At 72.9% G+C, this 16,921-nt stretch carries 12 protein-coding genes; 3 read left to right on the top strand and 9 right to left on the bottom strand.

The window, feature by feature from the left end; all coding sequences use genetic code 11:
* Window positions 1-162: 162 nt before the first annotated feature.
* Window positions 163-1,245 (bottom strand): NAD-dependent epimerase/dehydratase family protein, encoded by a 1,083-nt coding sequence (locus tag B207_RS32375; RefSeq protein ID WP_018635181.1) that lies wholly within the window; start codon window positions 1,243-1,245, stop codon window positions 163-165.
* 487 nt (window positions 1,246-1,732) lie between these two features.
* On the opposite strand from B207_RS32375, the gene B207_RS0103780 reads away from it, so the two are divergent.
* The gene (locus B207_RS0103780) at window positions 1,733-2,401 is read left to right on the top strand and encodes a class I SAM-dependent methyltransferase family protein (RefSeq protein WP_018635180.1); all 669 of its coding nucleotides are present in this window, start codon (window positions 1,733-1,735) and stop codon (window positions 2,399-2,401) included.
* A 105-nt stretch (window positions 2,402-2,506) separates the two neighbouring features.
* Here the strand turns inward: B207_RS0103780 and B207_RS0103775 are convergent, their stop codons facing one another.
* Complete coding sequence (locus B207_RS0103775) at window positions 2,507-2,980, bottom strand: TspO/MBR family protein (protein WP_026310642.1); 474 nt, start codon at window positions 2,978-2,980, stop codon at window positions 2,507-2,509.
* Between the two features lie 1,012 nt (window positions 2,981-3,992).
* On the opposite strand from B207_RS0103775, the gene helR reads away from it, so the two are divergent.
* The gene (gene helR, locus B207_RS0103770) at window positions 3,993-6,182 is read left to right on the top strand and encodes an RNA polymerase recycling motor ATPase HelR (protein WP_018635178.1); all 2,190 of its coding nucleotides are present in this window, start codon (window positions 3,993-3,995) and stop codon (window positions 6,180-6,182) included.
* A gap of 79 nt (window positions 6,183-6,261) precedes the next feature.
* Window positions 6,262-8,325 carry a pyruvate kinase gene (locus B207_RS37825; RefSeq protein WP_230204817.1) on the top strand — a complete coding sequence of 688 codons (2,064 nt, stop codon included), beginning with the start codon at window positions 6,262-6,264 and terminating at the stop codon, window positions 8,323-8,325.
* Here the strand turns inward: B207_RS37825 and B207_RS32370 are convergent.
* From B207_RS32370 to B207_RS0103720, 7 genes are all read right to left on the bottom strand, one after another.
* Window positions 8,216-11,188, bottom strand: a complete 2,973-nt coding sequence (locus tag B207_RS32370; RefSeq protein WP_018635174.1) for an FAD-binding and (Fe-S)-binding domain-containing protein — start codon at window positions 11,186-11,188, stop codon at window positions 8,216-8,218. The genes B207_RS37825 and B207_RS32370 overlap by 110 nt on opposite strands.
* Before the next feature lie 35 nt (window positions 11,189-11,223).
* Window positions 11,224-12,165: an ABC transporter permease gene (locus B207_RS0103745; RefSeq protein WP_018635173.1), complete on the bottom strand. Its 942-nt coding sequence runs from the start codon at window positions 12,163-12,165 to the stop codon at window positions 11,224-11,226.
* On the bottom strand, window positions 12,162-13,193 hold the full coding sequence (locus B207_RS32365) for an ATP-binding cassette domain-containing protein (RefSeq protein WP_018635172.1): 1,032 nt from the start codon (window positions 13,191-13,193) through the stop codon (window positions 12,162-12,164). Before B207_RS32365 ends, B207_RS0103745 begins: the two co-directional genes overlap by 4 nt.
* Window positions 13,194-13,421: 228 nt before the next feature.
* Window positions 13,422-14,957, bottom strand: a complete 1,536-nt coding sequence (locus B207_RS0103735; protein WP_018635171.1) for a substrate-binding domain-containing protein — start codon at window positions 14,955-14,957, stop codon at window positions 13,422-13,424.
* Between the two features lie 215 nt (window positions 14,958-15,172).
* On the bottom strand, window positions 15,173-16,042 hold the full coding sequence (locus B207_RS0103730; protein WP_018635170.1) for an SDR family oxidoreductase: 870 nt from the start codon (window positions 16,040-16,042) through the stop codon (window positions 15,173-15,175).
* Window positions 16,043-16,129: 87 nt separating this feature from the next.
* The gene (locus tag B207_RS0103725) at window positions 16,130-16,438 is read right to left on the bottom strand and encodes a transcriptional regulator (protein ID WP_018635169.1); all 309 of its coding nucleotides are present in this window, start codon (window positions 16,436-16,438) and stop codon (window positions 16,130-16,132) included.
* Complete coding sequence (locus B207_RS0103720; RefSeq protein WP_018635168.1) at window positions 16,435-16,911, bottom strand: hypothetical protein; 477 nt, start codon at window positions 16,909-16,911, stop codon at window positions 16,435-16,437. Before B207_RS0103720 ends, B207_RS0103725 begins: the two co-directional genes overlap by 4 nt.
* Window positions 16,912-16,921 lie beyond the last annotated feature (10 nt).

Raw genomic sequence — 16,921 nt, 5'->3', positions numbered from 1 at the left:
ATCGTGCAGAACCACCATGAGCGACGATTTTTGCATCGCCGGCGACCGGTCGAAGCGAGGGCGGCACCCGCGGTGCGGTTCCCGGTCACGGGCTGTCCGTCCTACAGCCTCAGGGCGGCCGAGGCGCTCGGTCTCTACACACTCGTGCGTCCACCCCCACGGTCATTCCGGTGAACTACGAAGGCTGGTCACACCCGCCGGTTCCGGCGCCGGGGCCGCCGGTTCCGCTGCAGCCGGATCGGTCCGATCGGTCCGATCGGTCCGATCGGTCCGATCGGTCTGATCGGTCTGATCGGTCTGATCGGTCTGATCGGTTGGAAGCGCGGGAGGATGCTCCGCGAACCAGCTGGCGGCCTGGCGCTGGCCGCGGAGGGCAAGCCCGAGCCGGCGGCGGATCACGGCCGCTCGCGTGTCAGGGCCGAACCTGGCGAGCACGTCCATCCCGGCCCTGAGGGCGATGCCCGGCACCCGCAGGACGGGACGTCCCGGCTCGAACGCCTGGTAGATCGAACGCACGGTGTGGCCTTCGGCCGGGTGTGTCACCACCGCCGGCGGGTCGGCCGCACCGACGAGGGTGGCGACCCCCGCCGCGACGGCGCCGACGTGTGCCGCGGCCACCGGTTGACTGCCGCCGCCCACCATGACCAGGGGCAACCGCCGCGGGAACGACGCGAGCGGGTAGGAGGGACGCCGGCCAGCCCCGTAGAGCGAAGGAATGCGGTAGATGGTTATCTGCGGGTCGCCGTCGCGGTCGCGGTCGCGGATCGCGGCCAGCAGCTGTTCGCCTCTCATCCGGGACACGCCGTACTCGTCGACCGGCGAGAAGGTGCCGCGCTCGTCCAGCACCGGCGCCAGGCCCTGGACCGCGACCGAGCTGAGATGGATCAGCTGCGGCACGCCGGCCTCCGCACAGGCCAGGGCCAGCAGCAGCGGCCAGGCCGCGTTCGCGCCGTGGAGCTCGTCGACAGTCCGCTGCCGGGCCGAGGGCAGGCCGGCCGCGTTGACGACGGCGTCGTGGTCGAGCAGGTCCAGCGCGACGCCGTCAACCTGCTCCGTCACCTGCTCAGCGGTCTCCTCAACCGTCGCCGGGGCCGCGAGCTGCCCGGAGGAGGCCCCGCGGCGACCAGGTGGAACCAGGAGGCGAACCGCCCGCAGCGGCGTGACGTCGTGGCCGCGGCGCCGCAGCTCGGCCGCTGTCGCCGCGCCGAGATACCCGGTTGCCCCGAACAGAGCGATCCTCGCCATTCGCACTGCTCTCCTTCACACGAGCGGGTGAACCGTGGCCTGTCCGCCGGATCGCCGGCATCCTCGCCACCTTCACGCGACCCCGGCAGATATACGTCACCGTCAGAGATCAGTCAACCACTTTTCGAACACTCTAGCCGTCACCCCGCGCGCCAGAGCCACCCTCAGAAGGACAGGCCGACACGCACGGCAATCTCCCCTCGACACTGCCCCTGGCTGTACCCGGGAGACCTACCCGGCCCGGCCCGTGGTGGACGCTTTCCGCCGACCGGTCCGCAGATCACCGAGGAGGCCCCGACCCGTGCGCATCGTGACGGTGGTACCCGTTGCGGACGCACGCCACGGCGGCGGTACCGGGAGCGCGGACTGCGGCTCACGTCCGGATTCGGGCGGCCGGGCGTGCAGCGGCGGAACCAGCTCGTAGTAAATCTCCCGGGGACGATGCGCGTCCTGCACCCATACTGGACCGACCGAGGAAGGGATACAGATGGATGACTCTGCTCCCGAACGCCACTGGGTCGGCTGGCACCGGCAGTACGACGTCGCGGGGTCGTCCCTGCACCGGCGCCTCGCTCTCGTCCAGCGGCGCATCCGGCAGACGTTGGACGCGCAGCCGGAGGGAGAGATCCGTGTACTGAGCATGTGTGCCGGCCAGGGCCGGGACATTCTCGGTGTACTGGCTGACCATCCACGTCGCGACGATGTGCGGGCCCGGCTGGTGGAACTCGACCCCGCACTCGCCGCCGACGCCGGGCACAAAGCACGTTCCGCCGGGCTGGGCGGGGTCGAGATCGTGGTCGGCGACGCTTCGGGCACCGGCATGTACGAGGGCGTCGCGCCGGCGCACCTCGCTCTGGTCTGCGGGGTGTTCGGCAACCTCGGCGACGCCGACGTGCGGCACACCGTCGAGCAGCTGCGCAGGCTGTGTCGGCCCGGCGCGACCGTGATCTGGACACGTCATCGCCGTTCGCCCGATCTCACTCCCTCCATACGGTCCTGGTTCGCCGACGCGGGATTCGAGGAGGTGGGCTTCGACGGCGAGGACGGTTTTCTGATCGGTGTCGGAACCCATCGGCTGGTCGGACCGACGTTGCCGTACCTGCCGGACCTTCGGCTCTTCGACTTCGTCGGCGACGGCGAGGACGCCCATCGATGAGCACGCACCCGTCGACCGGCGACAGGTGCCCGAGGGTGGCTCGGTACGCGTCACGCTCCTGAGCGCCCGGAGACGCCGCGTGGCGCCTCGCGTCCGTGGGCACTGTCAGCGGCCGGGGTTGCGGACGGCGATCGCGGCGTTCAGCGCGGTGGCGAAGCCGGTCCAGGCGAGGTACGGCAGCAGGGCCGCCCCGGCGAGACGGTCGGCTCGCCAGGCCCTGAGCAGGAGGGCGACATTGGCCGCGTCCAGGACGACGATCTCCGCGAGCGCGAGGTGAGGGCGCCGGGCCCGGAAGAACAGCGGCGTCCAGGCCGCGTTCAGGGCCAGATCGATGCCGTATGCCCGCCAGAGCCGCCCGCGCTGGTCATCGCCGGTGCTGCTGTCCAGCGCCTGGGCAGCGGCGAGGGCAGTCAGGGCGTAGAGCGGCGTCCAGACCGCGGGAAACGCTGCGCGGGGCGGCTGCCAGGCGGGCTTGTCCAGCGACAGGTACCAGGCCGAGTCGGGGCTTGTCGCGACCGCGCCGACCCCGGCGGCCACCACTGTTGCCAGGCTCGTCCTGGCCAAGGTCAGGCTCCTCATCCTGCTCTGGTACCCGCTGGAGCGAGGCTTGCCCGTCGGCCGGCCGACGGGGCCGATCCGCGGTCGCGATCTGCACGGAGGCGCAGGCCCGGCTCCCAGAGCCTGCGCCGGGAAGAGCATTTCCGGTAGCGGCCCGAGATGCATCGGTGCCTGGGGCGCACCGACCTTGACCGCCATCATTTCGGCCGCGTTCCCATAACACCAAAAAACACACCAGGCGAAAGGGATAAACTTTATCGCGTCAAAATTTCCAACCCCCAGGAGTGCCGCGCGACTGGGGACAGCGCGACTGGGGACACTATTCACCCAGAGGATATTCACCCAGAGATTTTGCGCTTTTGCAGATGACACCGATGGGAGAGGTAATCCTCTCGTCCACCTCTAAGATATAGCAGACTGGGGGGCTTGCGTCAAGACGCGGTTCGTACCTCAGAATCGCTGGCCGGGGCCGGAACTACGGAAGCGGGAATCACTTAATGCGGGTGTCGTTGTCGACGTACGGATCGCGCGGTGGCGTCGAGCCGACGGTGGTGGCTCGCGGCGCGGTTGCGGGCGCGGCGCGGACGTACGGGGGTGCGCCGCCCGACGAGGATTTCACGCAGCGGTCGGCAGACGTCGGCGCGCCACCTGTACCGTCCGGCCCGTCGGTGCGTGCGCCGGTGGCCGGGGAGACGCCGCCGTCGGCGGCAGGTCTGCCGGGACACGGTCGGCAGGGAAAGGCGGCCGGTGTCACCGTGACCCATGGGAGATCGTGTAACCAGGCGAGCCCGCCGAGCAGGGGCCACCCAGGCCCGGAACCAGAGGACTTACCAGGTCGGGTGACCTGAACCCACAACGGCCACGGCTCCACACCAGGCGAAGCTCTGCTCGCCACGGCTACTGGCCACCAGATTCGCCACGCCGCCACATTCGCCACGCCGCCACATTCGTCATGCCGCCACATTCGTCACGCCGGTCCAGGCGCCCTGCCATGCGCAACGGCTGCCAGCGACCTCACAACGGAGCTCATTACGTGAATCCCCTGACCACCAGCGCGTTCGACCTCCCCGAGCGCCTCGCAGCCAAGGCCGAGCCGGCGCTGATCGCCGCCGACGAGCAGCACTTCGCCGCCATCGCGGAGACGCTCGAGCAGTCGATCGCCGACCTGTCCGACCGCCTCGACATCGCGCGAAGGGCGCCCGGCGGCGCGGGCCAGCAGGCGTTGGACCGTGACCAGGAGGTCTACCGGCTGACGGCGCGCCTGCGCACCCTGCGCCGCTTCGGCCTGGACCTGTGCCTCGGCCACATGGTCGGCGCAGCCGGCATGGAGGGGACGGACGACACGACCGGCGTGTTCGGCTCCGAGCCCCTGTACGTCGGGCGGATCGGCCTGACGGACGGTGCGGGACGTCGGTTGCTGCTCGACTGGCGCTCCCCCGCCGCCGAGCCGTTCTTCGGCGCGACGCACGCGAACCCGATGGGCCTGGCGAGCCGCCGACGGTACCGCTGGACCCGCGGACGGATCAGCGACTACTGGGACGAGGTGTTCGCCGCCGACGGGTTCGAGGGGCATGCCGCGCTCGACGACCAGTCCGCCTTCATCGCCAGCCTGGGCGGCAGCCGCTCGCCCCGGATGCGGGACGTGCTCGGCACCATCCAGACCGACCAGGACGCCATCATCCGCGCCGGGTCCGACGGCGCGCTCGTCGTCGACGGCGGGCCGGGTACGGGCAAGACGGTCGTCGCCCTGCACCGCTCCGCCTACCTGCTCTACTCCGACCCCCGGCTCGGCCACCGCCGGGGCGGGCTGCTGTTCGTCGGCCCCCACCAGCACTACCTGGCCTACGTCTCCGACGTCCTGCCCAGTCTGGGGGAGGAGGGTGTGCAGACCTGCACGCTGCGGGACCTGGTGGCGGAGGGCGCCGCGGCGAGGGTCGAGACCGATCCGGACGCGGCCCGTCTGAAGTCGTCCGCGAAGCTGGTGCGGGCGGTCGAGGCGGCCGTCCGGTTCTACGAGGAGCCCCCCGCCCGGGGGATGACGGTCGCCACCCACTGGAACGACATCCCGCTGAGCGCCGACGACTGGGCCGAGGCCTTCGACGCGCCGGATCCCGACGTCCCGCACAACGAGGCGCGGGACGTCGTCCTGGAGGAGCTGCTCACGATCCTCGTGGACAGGCATGACGGGGACGCCCCGGAGCAGCTGCTGCGCAGGTCGCTGCTGCGGAACAAGACTCTGCTCACGGCGTTCAACAACGCCTGGCCGCTGGTCGAGGCGGCCGACCTCGTCAGTGACCTGTGGTCGGTACCCGCCTACCTGCGCCGGTGCGCTCCGTGGCTCGGTCCGGAGGACGTCCGGAAGCTGCAGCGCCCGCAGGCGCAGGCGAAGGCCTGGACGGTGTCCGACCTGCCGATCCTGGACGCGGCGCGGCAGCGGCTCGGCGACCCGGAGGTGGCGCGGCGCCGGCGCCGGCACACCGCCTCCGTCGCCGCGGAACGCGAGCGCATGTCCCGGGTGATCGACAACCTGCTCGCGTCCGACGAGGACGGCGAGGGGGCGATCACGATGCTGCACGGGCAGGACCTGCGGGACGCCCTCGTCGACGAGAGCGCGCTGCCCAGAGCCGACCCGGACCTGCTCGCCGGCCCGTTCGCGCACATCGTCGTGGACGAGGCGCAGGAACTGACCGACGCCGAGTGGCAGATGCTGCTGCTGCGCTGCCCGTCCCGCAGCTTCACGATCGTCGGAGACAGGGCGCAGGCGAGGCACGGCTTCACCGAGTCGTGGCGGGAACGGCTGGAGCGGGCCGGGCTCGACCGGGTCACCCTGACCTCGCTGAGCATCAACTACCGGACGCCGGAGGAGGTCATGACGGAGGCCGAGCCGGTCATCCGCGCCGCGCTCCCGGACGCCAACGTGCCGACGTCCATCCGCAGCAGCGGCATCCCCGTCGTACGCGGTTCCACCTCGGAGCTGGGCTCGATCCTCGACGCCTGGCTCGCCGCGCACGCCGACGGGATCGCCTGCGTCATCGGCGACCCCGCGTTCGAGGGGACGTCCCGCGTGCGGTCGCTGACGCCGGAGCTGGCGAAGGGACTCGAGTTCGACCTGGTCGTCCTCGTCGACCCGCAGACGTTCGGCGACGGCATCGAAGGCGCGGTCGACCGCTACGTCGCGATGACCCGCGCCACCCGCCAACTCGTCATCCTCACCACCTCCTGACCTCGCCCGGCCGGCACCCGCCCCGCCGGGCGTCCGGGCCCGAAACCTGGGTAGGCCCTGCCTCGCAGGCTGTGACCAGGTGAAGGGCGGGGCGGGCGTGACGGCGGCGAGCGAGACGAGGCGGGACGAGCGGACGGAGCCGGCCGGCGAGCGGGCCGACCAGGCGGACCGGCCGGGCGACGAGGCCGGGGAGCTGTTACTCGACGAGCTGACGGGCATCCTGGCCGACCTGCGGCGGGCGGAGCGGGCACGGAGCGCGGACGTCGAGGGGGTGCACCCGCGGCACCGGCCCAGTGCCCGGAACATGGTGCACTACCTGGCTCTGCGGGGCCGGGACCTGCGGCCGGTGCAGGAGGCGCTCGCCCGGCGTGGGCTGTCCTCGCTGGGGCGGTGCGAGCCGTGCGTCGAGGCCACGGTGCGGGCGGTGGTGGACGTCCTGCACGGGCAGCTGCGGCCGGGCAGTTCCGCCGAGTCCGCCGAGGCTGTGGAGGGCGACCGGGTGCCGACCTACGACGAGGGCTGGGACCGGATCGAGGCGAACGCCGGCGAGCTGCTGGGGCCGCCGCCGGCCCGGCACGGTGTGCGGATCATGGTCACGTTGCCGAGCGAGGCCGCAACCGACGCCGCTCTGGTGCATCGGCTCGTCGCCCGCGGGATGAACGTGGCGCGGATCAACACCGCCCATGACGGGCCGCGGGAATGGCGGGCGATGGCCGCCCATGTCCGGGCGGCCGCCGAGGAGCTGGGCCGGACCTGTCTGGTGTCGGTGGACCTGGCCGGCCCGAAGGTCCGGACCGGTCCGCTCGACCCGGGGCCGCAGGTGGTGCGCCTGCGGCCGGTGCGTGACCTGCGGGGGGCGGCGGTCACGCCGGCCACGGCCGAGCTGGTCGCGGTGCCCGACGGGGAGCACGAGGTGGTCGACGCGCCCGTGGCGGACTCGCGGGACGGGGTGGTGCGGGTGCCGGTGCTCGGGGCAGGCGACTGGCTGGCCCGGGTGCAGGTCGGCGACGAGCTCACCCTGCGGGACGCCCGTTCGTCCCGGCGCCGGCTGCGGGTCGTGGCGGTGGGCTCCGGCCCTGCGAGCACCGGCTCCGAGGACGCGGGCGAATCCTCTGCCGGGGGTGAGGATGCGGATCGTACGGAGTATCCGACGATCACCGTCGAGGCGTGGAAGACGACCTGTCTGGAGACCGGGCTCGAACTGCGGCATGGCGACGAGCGGTGCACGGTGGGTCCGCTGCCGCACCGGGCGCCCCACCACCTGGTGCGCCAGGGGGACGTCCTGCGGCTGACCCGCGATCTGTCGCCGCGGGCGGCCCGGCCCGGGGGGACGGGTCCCGACGATCCGGCCGGGCCGGCGTCGATGGGCTGTACCTTCCCGGCGGTCTTCGACGCCGTCCGCCCCCAGGATCCGGTCTCGCTGGACGACGGGAAGATCGCCGGTGTCGTCGAGGCAGTGGATCCCGAGGGCATCGACGTCCGGGTGCTGCGCGCCTCAGGCCGCGGCGGCGCGAAGCTGCGGGCGGACAAGGGCGTGAACCTGCCCGGGACCCGGCTCCCCCACGAGGGGCTGACCGGGGACGACCGGGACGCGCTGTCGGTGGCCGTGGAGATGGCCGACCTGGTCGCGATCTCGTTCGTGCGCGGCGCCGTCGACGTCGAGCAGGCGCTGGAGGCGATCAGTGCGGCCGGGCGGGGGGACGACCTCGGCCTGATCCTCAAGATCGAGACCACCGAGGGGTTCGCGAACCTGCCCGACCTGCTGCTGGCGGCACTGCGGGCTCCGCTGGCCGGCGTGATGATCGCGCGCGGGGATCTGGCGGTGGAGGGCGGCTACCAGCGGCTCGCCGAGCTGCAGGAGGAGATCCTCTGGCTCGCCACCGCCGCGCATGTGCCGACCATCTGGGCGACGGAGGTCCTGGACACGCTGGCGAAGACCGGCACGCCGGCGCGGGCGGAGATCACCGACGCGGCGATGGGGCAGCGCGCGGAGTGCGTGATGTTGAACAAGGGCCCGCACATCGACGAGGCGATCACCGCGCTCGACGACATTCTGGGCCGGATGGCCGGGCACCAGCAGAAGAAGACCCCGCTGCTGCGGCCGCTGCGGTCGTGGCGGGGTCGGGGTCGGGGTCGGGGCTGAGAAGTTCGGCCAGGTGGAGCGCGCGGCGGCCGCGCAGGTCGGCGATCTGGGTGCGGCAGGAGAACCCGTCCGCGAGGACGACCGCACCCGGCGCGGCGTCCAGCCCGGGGAGGAGATGCTGGCCGGCGACCGACACCGACACCTCGTGATGCCCGATCTCCACGCCGAAGTTGCCGGCCAGCCCGCAGCAACCGTTCAGTGTCGTGACCTGCGCGCCCGCACGTTCGAGCAGCGCCAGGTCGGCGGCCCAGCCGAGCACCGCGTGGTGGTGGCAGTGCGGCTGGGCGACGACCGTGGTGCCGGTCAGGTCGGGGGGCGCCCAGGTCGGCGTGGCGGTCAGCAGCTCGGCCACCGTGCGGGTGGCGGCGGCGACGAGCCGGGCTTCCTCGGCGTGGCCGGTCCGGCCGAGCAGTTCGACGGCGTCCGCGCGCAGCACGGCGGTGCAGGACGGTTCGATGCCCACGACGGGGATGCCGGCACGGGCGCTGGCCGCCAGTTCCGCCACGGTGCGGCCGAGGATGCGGCGGGCGGTGTCGAGCTGGCCGGTGGTGATCCAGGTCAGACCGCAGCAGGCACCCGCGGACGGGATCCGCGGCTGGTAGCCCGCCGCGCGCAGCACCCGCACGACCGCCCGGGCCGCCGCCGGCGTGAAGTGGTCGGAGAACGTGTCGACGAACAACAGCACCGGGGTGCCGGCACCCGGCCCGTCGGCAGCCTCGGGCCCGCCCACGAGCTGGTCGGCCCACCAGCGGCGGAACGGGGCCGGCGCGAACGCCGGGACGGTGCGGCGCCGGTCCACCCCGGCCAGGAACAGCCCGAGCCGGCCGAGGACCGGGAGCGTCGGCAGTGCGTTCGCCAGCCGCGGCGCCCGCCCGGCGAGCCGCGCCCACCGGGGCAGCCGGCCGAGGGTGTAGTGCGACCGTGGCCGCAGCCCGAGCCGGTACCCGGGCCGCAGCGGGCCCCGGCGCCGGTACTTCTGGTGCAGTGCCTCCGCCTTGTACAGCGCCATGTCGATGCCGGTCGGGCAGTCCGACGCGCACCCCTTGCACGCCAGGCACAGGTCGAGTGCGTCGTGGACGTCGGGCGCCCGCCAGTCCAGGTCGCCGCGCACGACGTCCTGCAGCACCCGGGCCCGGCCGCGGGTGGAGTCCTTCTCCTCCCGGGTGGCGAGGTAGGACGGGCACATCACGCCACCACCGGTGCGGGTGTCGGCCCGGCACCGGCCCACCCCGGTGCAGCGGTGGACGGCCTCCGCCAGGTCACCGCCATCGTGCGGGTAGGCGAAGGCGAGGTCCCGGCGGTAGGTGACGCCGGCCATCCGCACGTCGGCGTCGAACGGATCGGGGTCGGTCAGCACCCCGGGGTTGAGCCGGTTGTCCGGGTCGAAGGCGTGCTTGACCTCGCCGAACAGGCGGATCGCGTCGGCCGAGTACATCCGGGCGAGCAGCTCGCCGCGGGCCCGCCCGTCACCGTGCTCACCCGAGATCGACCCGCCGAACTCCGCCACCAGCCCGGCGGCGGCTGTCAGGAACTCCCGCAGGACCCGCAGCCCGTCGGGGCGGTCGAACGGGAAGTCGAGCCGCACGTGCATGCATCCGTCGCCGAAGTGGCCGTACGGCGCGCAGGTCAGCCCGTACGCTTCGACGAGCTCGTCGAAGCGCGCGAGGTAGGCGCCCAGCCGCTGCGGGGGGACCGCCGCGTCCTCCAGCCCCGGCCAGGCCGGGCGCCCGGACGGTGCCCGCCCCGCCAGCCCCGCGCCGTCCTCGCGGATGCGCCACAGCCGGGCCTGCTCGGCCGGGTCGGTCACGATCCGGGCCTGCGTCCCGAGGCCGGCCGCGGCGAGTGCGCCGGCCCGGTCGAGCACCTCGGCGCGGTCATCGCCCGCGACCTCCGCGAACAGCCAGGCGGCCCCGCGGGGCAGTGCCGGGACCGCCGTGTCACCCCGCCGGCCGCGCAGGACGTCGACCAGCCGCTGGTCCAGCCCCTCGCACGCCGTCGGGCCGAACGCCACGACCGCCGGCGCCGCCTCGCCGGCCCGCACGATGTCGGCGAAACCGATCGCGACCACCACCCGGTGCTCGGGATCGGTCACCAGTCGCACCGTGGCCTGGGTCAGCAGGCCGAGCGTGCCCTCGGAGCCGACGAGGGCCCGGCCCAGGTCGAACCGCTCCGGCAGCAGATGCGCCGCGGCATACCCGCTCAGCTGCCGGCCGAAGGTGTCGAACTCGGTGCGGGCCGCGGCGAGATGCCGGCCGGCCGCTGCGCGCAGGGCGGCCAGCAGCCGGGCGGGCCCGTCGACGACCGGCGCGCCGGCGGCGTCGTACCCGGTGCGCAGCGTCTCGCCCGACGCCAGCAGGTGAGTCATCGCCACCACGTTGTCGCTGGTGCGGCCGTAGCCGAGGGCCCGGCTGCCGCAGGCGTTGTTGCCGATCATCCCGCCGACGGTGCAGCGTGAGTGGCTGGACGGATCGGGGCCGAACCGCAGCCCGAGTGGCAGCGCCGCCCGCTGCAGCACCGCGTGCACCGTGCCGGGCTCGACGACGGCGGTGCGGGTGCCGGCATCGATCTCCAGCACCCGGCCGAGATGGCGGCTGAAGTCGAGAACGATGCCCCGGCCGATCGCGTTGCCCGCGATGGACGTGCCGGCGCCCCGGGCCGTGATCCCGACCCCGAACGCACGGGCGGCGTCCAGGACGCAGGCGACCTCGTCGACATGCCGCGGGCGCACGACGGCCAGCGGCGGGATGCGGTACAGCGACGCGTCCGTGGCATACATCGCCCTGGTGCCGGGGTCGTCGCGGACCTCCAGCCCGGCCGCCCGCAGCGCCGCGGGGACACCGGCGCGCTCGTCCGAGTCCGTCATACCCACCATGCTGCGCGGTCGCCTGACCGCCCGCGTCAGCGCCGGGCGTAGAGGCGCATCGTGATCGGGGCGAAGACGGCGACGAGGATCGCGCACCACAGGAACACCCACCCGAGCTGCCCCGCGGTGACGGTGTCGTGCATCAGCCCCCGCACGGCCGTCACGAGATGGCTGATCGGGTTGACGTCGACCGCCGCCTGCAGCCAGCCGGGCATGGTCTCCGGATCGACGTAGATGTTGCTCCCGAAGGTCAGTGGGAACAGCACCATCATGCTGGCGCCCATCACGGCGTTGGGAGTCCGCATCACCAGGCCGAGGATGTTCCACACCCAGGCCAGGCTGAAGGCGAACAGCAGCAGGAGCAGCACTCCCAGCACCACACCGACCACACCGCCGTCCGGCCGGAAGCCGATCGCCAGGCCGAGGCAGATCACCAGCACGGCGGCAACCGTGTAGCGGACGGCGTCGCCGAGCATCATGCCGACCAGGGCGGCCGGCCGCCAGACGGGCAGTGACCGGATCCGGTCGAAGACGCCCTTGGTGATGTCGGTGTTCAGGCCGACCCCGGTGTACATCGTGATCATGATGACGGTCGCGACCAGGATTCCGGGGAGGAAGAACTGGATGTACTCGTCGGTCGAGCCCGCCAGCGCTCCACCGAACAGGTAGCTGAACATCAGGGTCATCATGATCGGGAAGGCTGTGACATCGAAGAGCTGTTCCGGGACGTGCTTGATCCGCAGCAGCGCCCGCCAGCCGAACGTCACGCAGGCCGAGAGCGCGCTCGGTCGCGCCGGCCGGCTGCGCAGCGTCAGGGCCGCCCGCACCCGCTCGTCGATGCCGCCGGCCGGGGTGCGCGGCTCCGGAGTGGCGGACGGTGTGGCCACCGCGGCGGCCGGATCCGCCACGGCACCGGTCGAGGCAGCACTTCCTGTGGCGGCCTCGGTCGAGGTGGCGTTGGTCGAGGCGGTGGTCATGCGACAGGCTCCTTCGTCGTCGCGGAGGCGGTGGGCAGACCGGCGCCGGCGGCTTCGGAACGGCCACCCGGCCCTCCGCCCGCATCGGCGGGGTGGCCGGTGAGGGCCAGGAAGACCTCGTCCAGGCTGGGCTGGCCGAGGGCGAACTCGGTGATCTCGAACCCGGAGCGGGTGAGCTCGGTCAGCCCGCGGGCGACGAGCTCGGCGTCCGAGACGGTCGCGGCGAGGGCGACCGGGTCGGAGGCCAGCTCGACCGGCACCCCGAGCACCGCCGTCAGCAGCCGCGCCGCCTCCGGCCTGCGCTCGGCGTCGCGCAGCCGGACGTGCACGGCGCCGCCGCCGACCCGGGCCTTCAGGTCGCCGGAGGTTCCCTCGGCGATCACCCGGCCGTGCTCGATCACCGCGATCTGGTCGGCCAGCTGGTCCGCCTCGTCGAGGTACTGGGTGGTGAGCAGCACCGTCGTGCCACCCGCGACCAGGGCGCGCACGATGTCCCACACCTGGTTGCGGCTGCGCGGGTCGAGGCCGGTGGTCGGCTCGTCCAGGAACAGCAGGTCAGGGGAGACGATGATGCTGGCGGCGATGTCGAGGCGGCGCCGCATCCCGCCGGAGTAGGTCTTCACCTGGCGGCCGGCGGCCTCGGTCAGGTCGAACGCCGTCAGCAGCTCGGTGGCCCGTTCCCGCGCGCCCGACCGGCTGAAGCCGAGCAGGCGGGCCAACAGGATCATGTTCTCCGTACCGGTGATGTCCTCGTCGAGCGAGGCGAACTGGCCGGTCAGGCTCACCCGGGCGCGGATGGCGTCGGCCTCGCGAACCACGTCGTGCCCGAGCACCCGCACCGTGCCGGCGTCCGGCGCGAGCAGGGTCGCCAGGATGCGGATCGTCGTCGTCTTGCCGGCGCCGTTCGGCCCCAGCACGCTGTACACGCCGCCGGCGGGGACGGCCAGATCCACCCCGTCGACGGCACGCGTCTTCCCGAACGTCTTGACCAGGCCGGCCACCTCAATGGCCAGGCGGTTGTCTGACATGACCTCGTTGCTCCTGCCGTCGCCTGCGGTCTGGGACCAGGTGCGGGCCCGCGCGGCGGAGCTCCGCCGCGCCGGACTCGCCCCGGCCCCCGAAGCATGCGCGGCGGGACCGACAGTTTTTCGCCCCCGCCGAGCGGAGGATCGACGCGCAACCGCGTGCGCGCACGGCCTGGTGCCGGCGGTGCCGACACCAGCATGCGGGGCCGGCGGTAGGCCGTCCAACGGATTTCAGGGCTCCTGGCAGCGCCGAAGGCCCTCCGGGCTGTAGCAGGGAAGGTGCCCCTCTTCCTTCATGAGGCCCCGGCCCGCGTCCTGTGTCAGGTAGGTGAGGAAGCTGGAGACGAGCGAGTCCGCGGCCGGCCGACCGTAGGTGAAGGCGTACTCGATCTCCACGAAGGGATAGGAGCTGCGGCCGATCTCCTCGATCGACGGCGCCTGCCCGTCCAGGCTCACGGTGTGCAGGCCGGTGACGGTGCTGGCGGTGCGCAGCTCGCTGTAGCCGATGGCTCCCGGCAGGCGAGCCACGGTTCTCAGAACCCGGTCGGTGCTGTCGAGCTCGCAGCGGATGACCGTGTCGTGCGGCGAGTTCCGGTGTTCGCAGTCCAACGAGCTGAAGGCGGGTTCACCGCGCCCGTCGAGGACGCGCCGCCGGAACAGGTCACGCGTGCCGGAGTTGGCGTCCCTGCTCACCAGCCGGATCGGGAGACGCGGGCCACCGAGCTCGCTCCAGTCGGCGACATCCCCCCGGTAGATGCGGCGCAGCTGCTCGAGGGAGAGATCGGTGATCGGCACGTCGTCGTTCAGCACGACCGTGAAGGCGGAGACCGCGACACGCTCCCCCTCCAGGTTCGGGTCGAGATCGGATCCGGCACCGTCGCGAATGGCGATCACCGGCGGCACGCCGTTCGCGGCCTCCCCGGCATCCACGAGTTTCTGGATTCCCTCGTTGCTGCCGCGCGCGTCCACCGTGATCGTCGAACCTGGGCAGTCCGCCTCGTACCGGGAGGCGATTTTCTGGACGACCGGCGCGAAGGCGGTCGAGCCGGTCACTGTGAGAGTCCCGGTCTCGCATCCGATGGGCCCGGGGGCGTCCCCGCGCACGACGATGATGGCCGCCAGCACGGTCACGCACACGGTGAGCAACACGGTGATCAGGCGGGCGGCCCGGCTGAACAGCGGCAGTTTGTCGTCGACGGTCGTGCTCCGGTTGGGGACCACGGCGCCATCCCGGATCCCGCCGCCGACCCGCACGGCGTCGCCGACACTCCCGCCGGTGAGCAGGACGAGCAGTTTGTAGTGCTGACCGCGGTTGAGCGGGACCTTCGGGAGGTAGATCGTGTTGCTGCTGTCCCGCATCACCCGCGACGGCACGAAGTGTTCCATCAGGTGCTCGGCGTCGGGCTGGGTGACGGTGACAGCCACACCGCGGACAATGCGGCCGGTGAAGACGACGGTGAGTCCGTGCAGGTCGCGACTGGTGTAGTCGGTGTCGGCGACACTCTCGGCGCCGTCGTTCTCGACCCGCAGCAGGACGAGCGTGGCATCCGCCATGTCGGGAAGGTCGTTGAACAGGCCGAGCCGGATATCCGCCTGCCCCGCGCCGCTGCGGTTGTCGCTGCCCACCGGCAGGTCCATCTGGACGCGGTAGCCGATGCGCCGGCGGCGCGGCACCCGCCGCTCGTACCAGACGACCGCGAAGGACGCGGCGATACCGAGTACTGCGGTCAGGATGGCCACGGAGTTCTCGGCACTCAGCCAGCCCACGCCTCAGTTCACTCCCGTTTTTCCGCACAACCGAACCGTCGGATCATCAAGGTAGGGGTTTTCGGGAAGCCGGAAGCAGCCCGGTTCGGGCGGACATCGGAAATTCGTCGTGAGTTCATCCGGTCACCCGGTGCCGGGCGGTCACCCGGTGCCGGGCGGTCACCCGGTGCCGGGCGGATAGCCGACGCGAGACGGCCACGGCGAACCCGCGGGTGTTACTCCGCCGGGTAGGCCGGACCGCCCCGTCGCAGAAGCTCGGCGAAGGAGGTCGCCGGGCGGCCGGTCAGCGCCGGGACATCGTCCGTGACGGCGGCGAGCTCACCGGCGGCGATCGCCGTGTAGGTCGAGACCCAGGCGTCGACCTGCCAGCCGGGCGCGCCGTGGACGGCCCGGGAGGCGTACGCCTCGGCGACCGTCTCGGGCCGGTAGGTGATCGGGCGCCCGGTGGTCTCGGCGAGCAGCGCGGCCACGTCATGGAGGGTCGGCGCCTCCGGGCCGGTCAGCGAGTAGGTCACGCCCGCGTGCGGGGCGGGTTCGCGCAGCACGGTCACGGCGGCGTCGGCGATGTCGTCCTGGGCCACGACCGCGACGTGCCCGTCCGCGGCCGGGCCGCGGATGACGTCGCCCGGCCCGACCAGCGCGGGCAGGAAGTCGGCGTAGAGGTTGTCGCGCAGCACGGTGTACCGCAGCCCGGAGCCCTGCAGGTGCCGCTCGGTCGCGGCGTGGTCCCGCCCCAGAGTGAAGGTGCAGTCCGGCGCCGCCCCGTAGAACGAGATGTAGACCAGGTGCTCGACGCCGGCCGCGGCCGCCGCGTCGATGAACGCGGTGTGCTGGGCGACCCGGTCGGGAGCCTCCGCGGCGGAGACCATCAGGACCGTCGCCACTCCCGTCAGCGCCGCGCGGGCCGCTTCGGGCTCGCCGAACGCGGCCCGGGCGACCGTCGCCGCCGGGAGCTGCGGCGCCCGCGCCGGATCCCGGACCACCAGCCGCTGGGCGACACCCGCCGCGGCGAGCCGGCGCGCGACCCTGCCGCCGAGGCGCCCGGAGGCCCCGGTGACCGCGATCAGCTCCGGACCGGTGCTCATCGCGCCGCGGAGGTGGGCTGCGGGAGAGGTGCTGCTGTGGACGCCACCACCCGACGCTATCAACGCCGGTGCCGACGGCCGCCGTCCTCAAAGGGTTTCGGACCCGTCCGCAGCGGCGACGATCTCGCGCAGGGCGGCCACGTGCGCACGGAAGGCCACCCGGCCTTCCGGTGTCAGCCGGGCCCGGAGCCGCCGGCGCCGCCCACTCGTCTCACGGTCGAGGTGGATGTACCCGACGTCCTGCAGGGTGGACAGTTGTTTCGACAGCGCCGAGTCCGACAGCGAGAGCTGGTCGCGGATGTAGGCGAACTCGACCCAGTCCGCGGCTGCGAGCAGCGCGACGACGGAGAGCCGGGTGCCCGGATGGATCACCTCATCGAACCGCGCTTCGGTCACGGGGCGCCGGCCAGGCGCGCGGTGCGCCGGAACCGCCCGATCAGCATCGGCCCGCCCAGCAGCACGATGACCGCTGCGAGCACACTGGCACCGGTCGCCGGGTGGCCGCTCCCGTCGGCGGACAGCGCGAACGCGGCCCCGACCGTCACGCCGGTCAGCAGCACGAGGCCACCGAGCACCGCGATCGTGACGCGACTGCCCGTGACCTCGGCCCGGACGCTGAGCTCACCGCTACCGTGCCGCCCGCTCACCACCCGCGGCGCGACAGCGGCGTGCAGCGCACCGAACAGCAGCGTCGCCGTCGAGGTCACCCATGGGTTCCCCAGGTCGCCGAGGATGCCGAGCACCACCCAGCCGGCCGCGACGAACCACCAGTACCAGGCCGGGACGGCGATCCGCTCCACCACGCTGCGCCGGCCGCGTTCGACCGCCGCGAGGGCGACACGCGCCTCCTGTGCGGACACCTCATCCATCACCTACTCC

Source organism: Parafrankia elaeagni (assembly GCF_000374165.1).
Lineage (GTDB): Bacteria > Actinomycetota > Actinomycetes > Frankiales > Frankiaceae > Parafrankia > Parafrankia elaeagni.
Note: the sequence above shows the minus strand (reverse complement) of the source record. Positions and strands in the feature narration are given on the sequence as shown.

What these genes read in the sequence shown, in the direction of transcription:
- B207_RS0103780 (WP_018635180.1), top strand. Translation starts at nt 1,733, where the DNA reads ATGGATGACTCTGCTCCCGAACGCCACTGGGTCGGCTGGCACCGGCAG.
- B207_RS32370 (WP_018635174.1), bottom strand. Translation starts at nt 11,188, where the DNA reads ATGACGGACTCGGACGAGCGCGCCGGTGTCCCCGCGGCGCTGCGGGCG.
- B207_RS0103720 (WP_018635168.1), bottom strand. Translation starts at nt 16,911, where the DNA reads ATGGATGAGGTGTCCGCACAGGAGGCGCGTGTCGCCCTCGCGGCGGTC.
- B207_RS0103745 (WP_018635173.1), bottom strand. Translation starts at nt 12,165, where the DNA reads ATGACCACCGCCTCGACCAACGCCACCTCGACCGAGGCCGCCACAGGA.
- B207_RS32365 (WP_018635172.1), bottom strand. Translation starts at nt 13,193, where the DNA reads ATGTCAGACAACCGCCTGGCCATTGAGGTGGCCGGCCTGGTCAAGACG.
- B207_RS32375 (WP_018635181.1), bottom strand. Translation starts at nt 1,245, where the DNA reads ATGGCGAGGATCGCTCTGTTCGGGGCAACCGGGTATCTCGGCGCGGCG.
- B207_RS0103730 (WP_018635170.1), bottom strand. Translation starts at nt 16,042, where the DNA reads ATGAGCACCGGTCCGGAGCTGATCGCGGTCACCGGGGCCTCCGGGCGC.
- B207_RS0103775 (WP_026310642.1), bottom strand. Translation starts at nt 2,980, where the DNA reads ATGAGGAGCCTGACCTTGGCCAGGACGAGCCTGGCAACAGTGGTGGCC.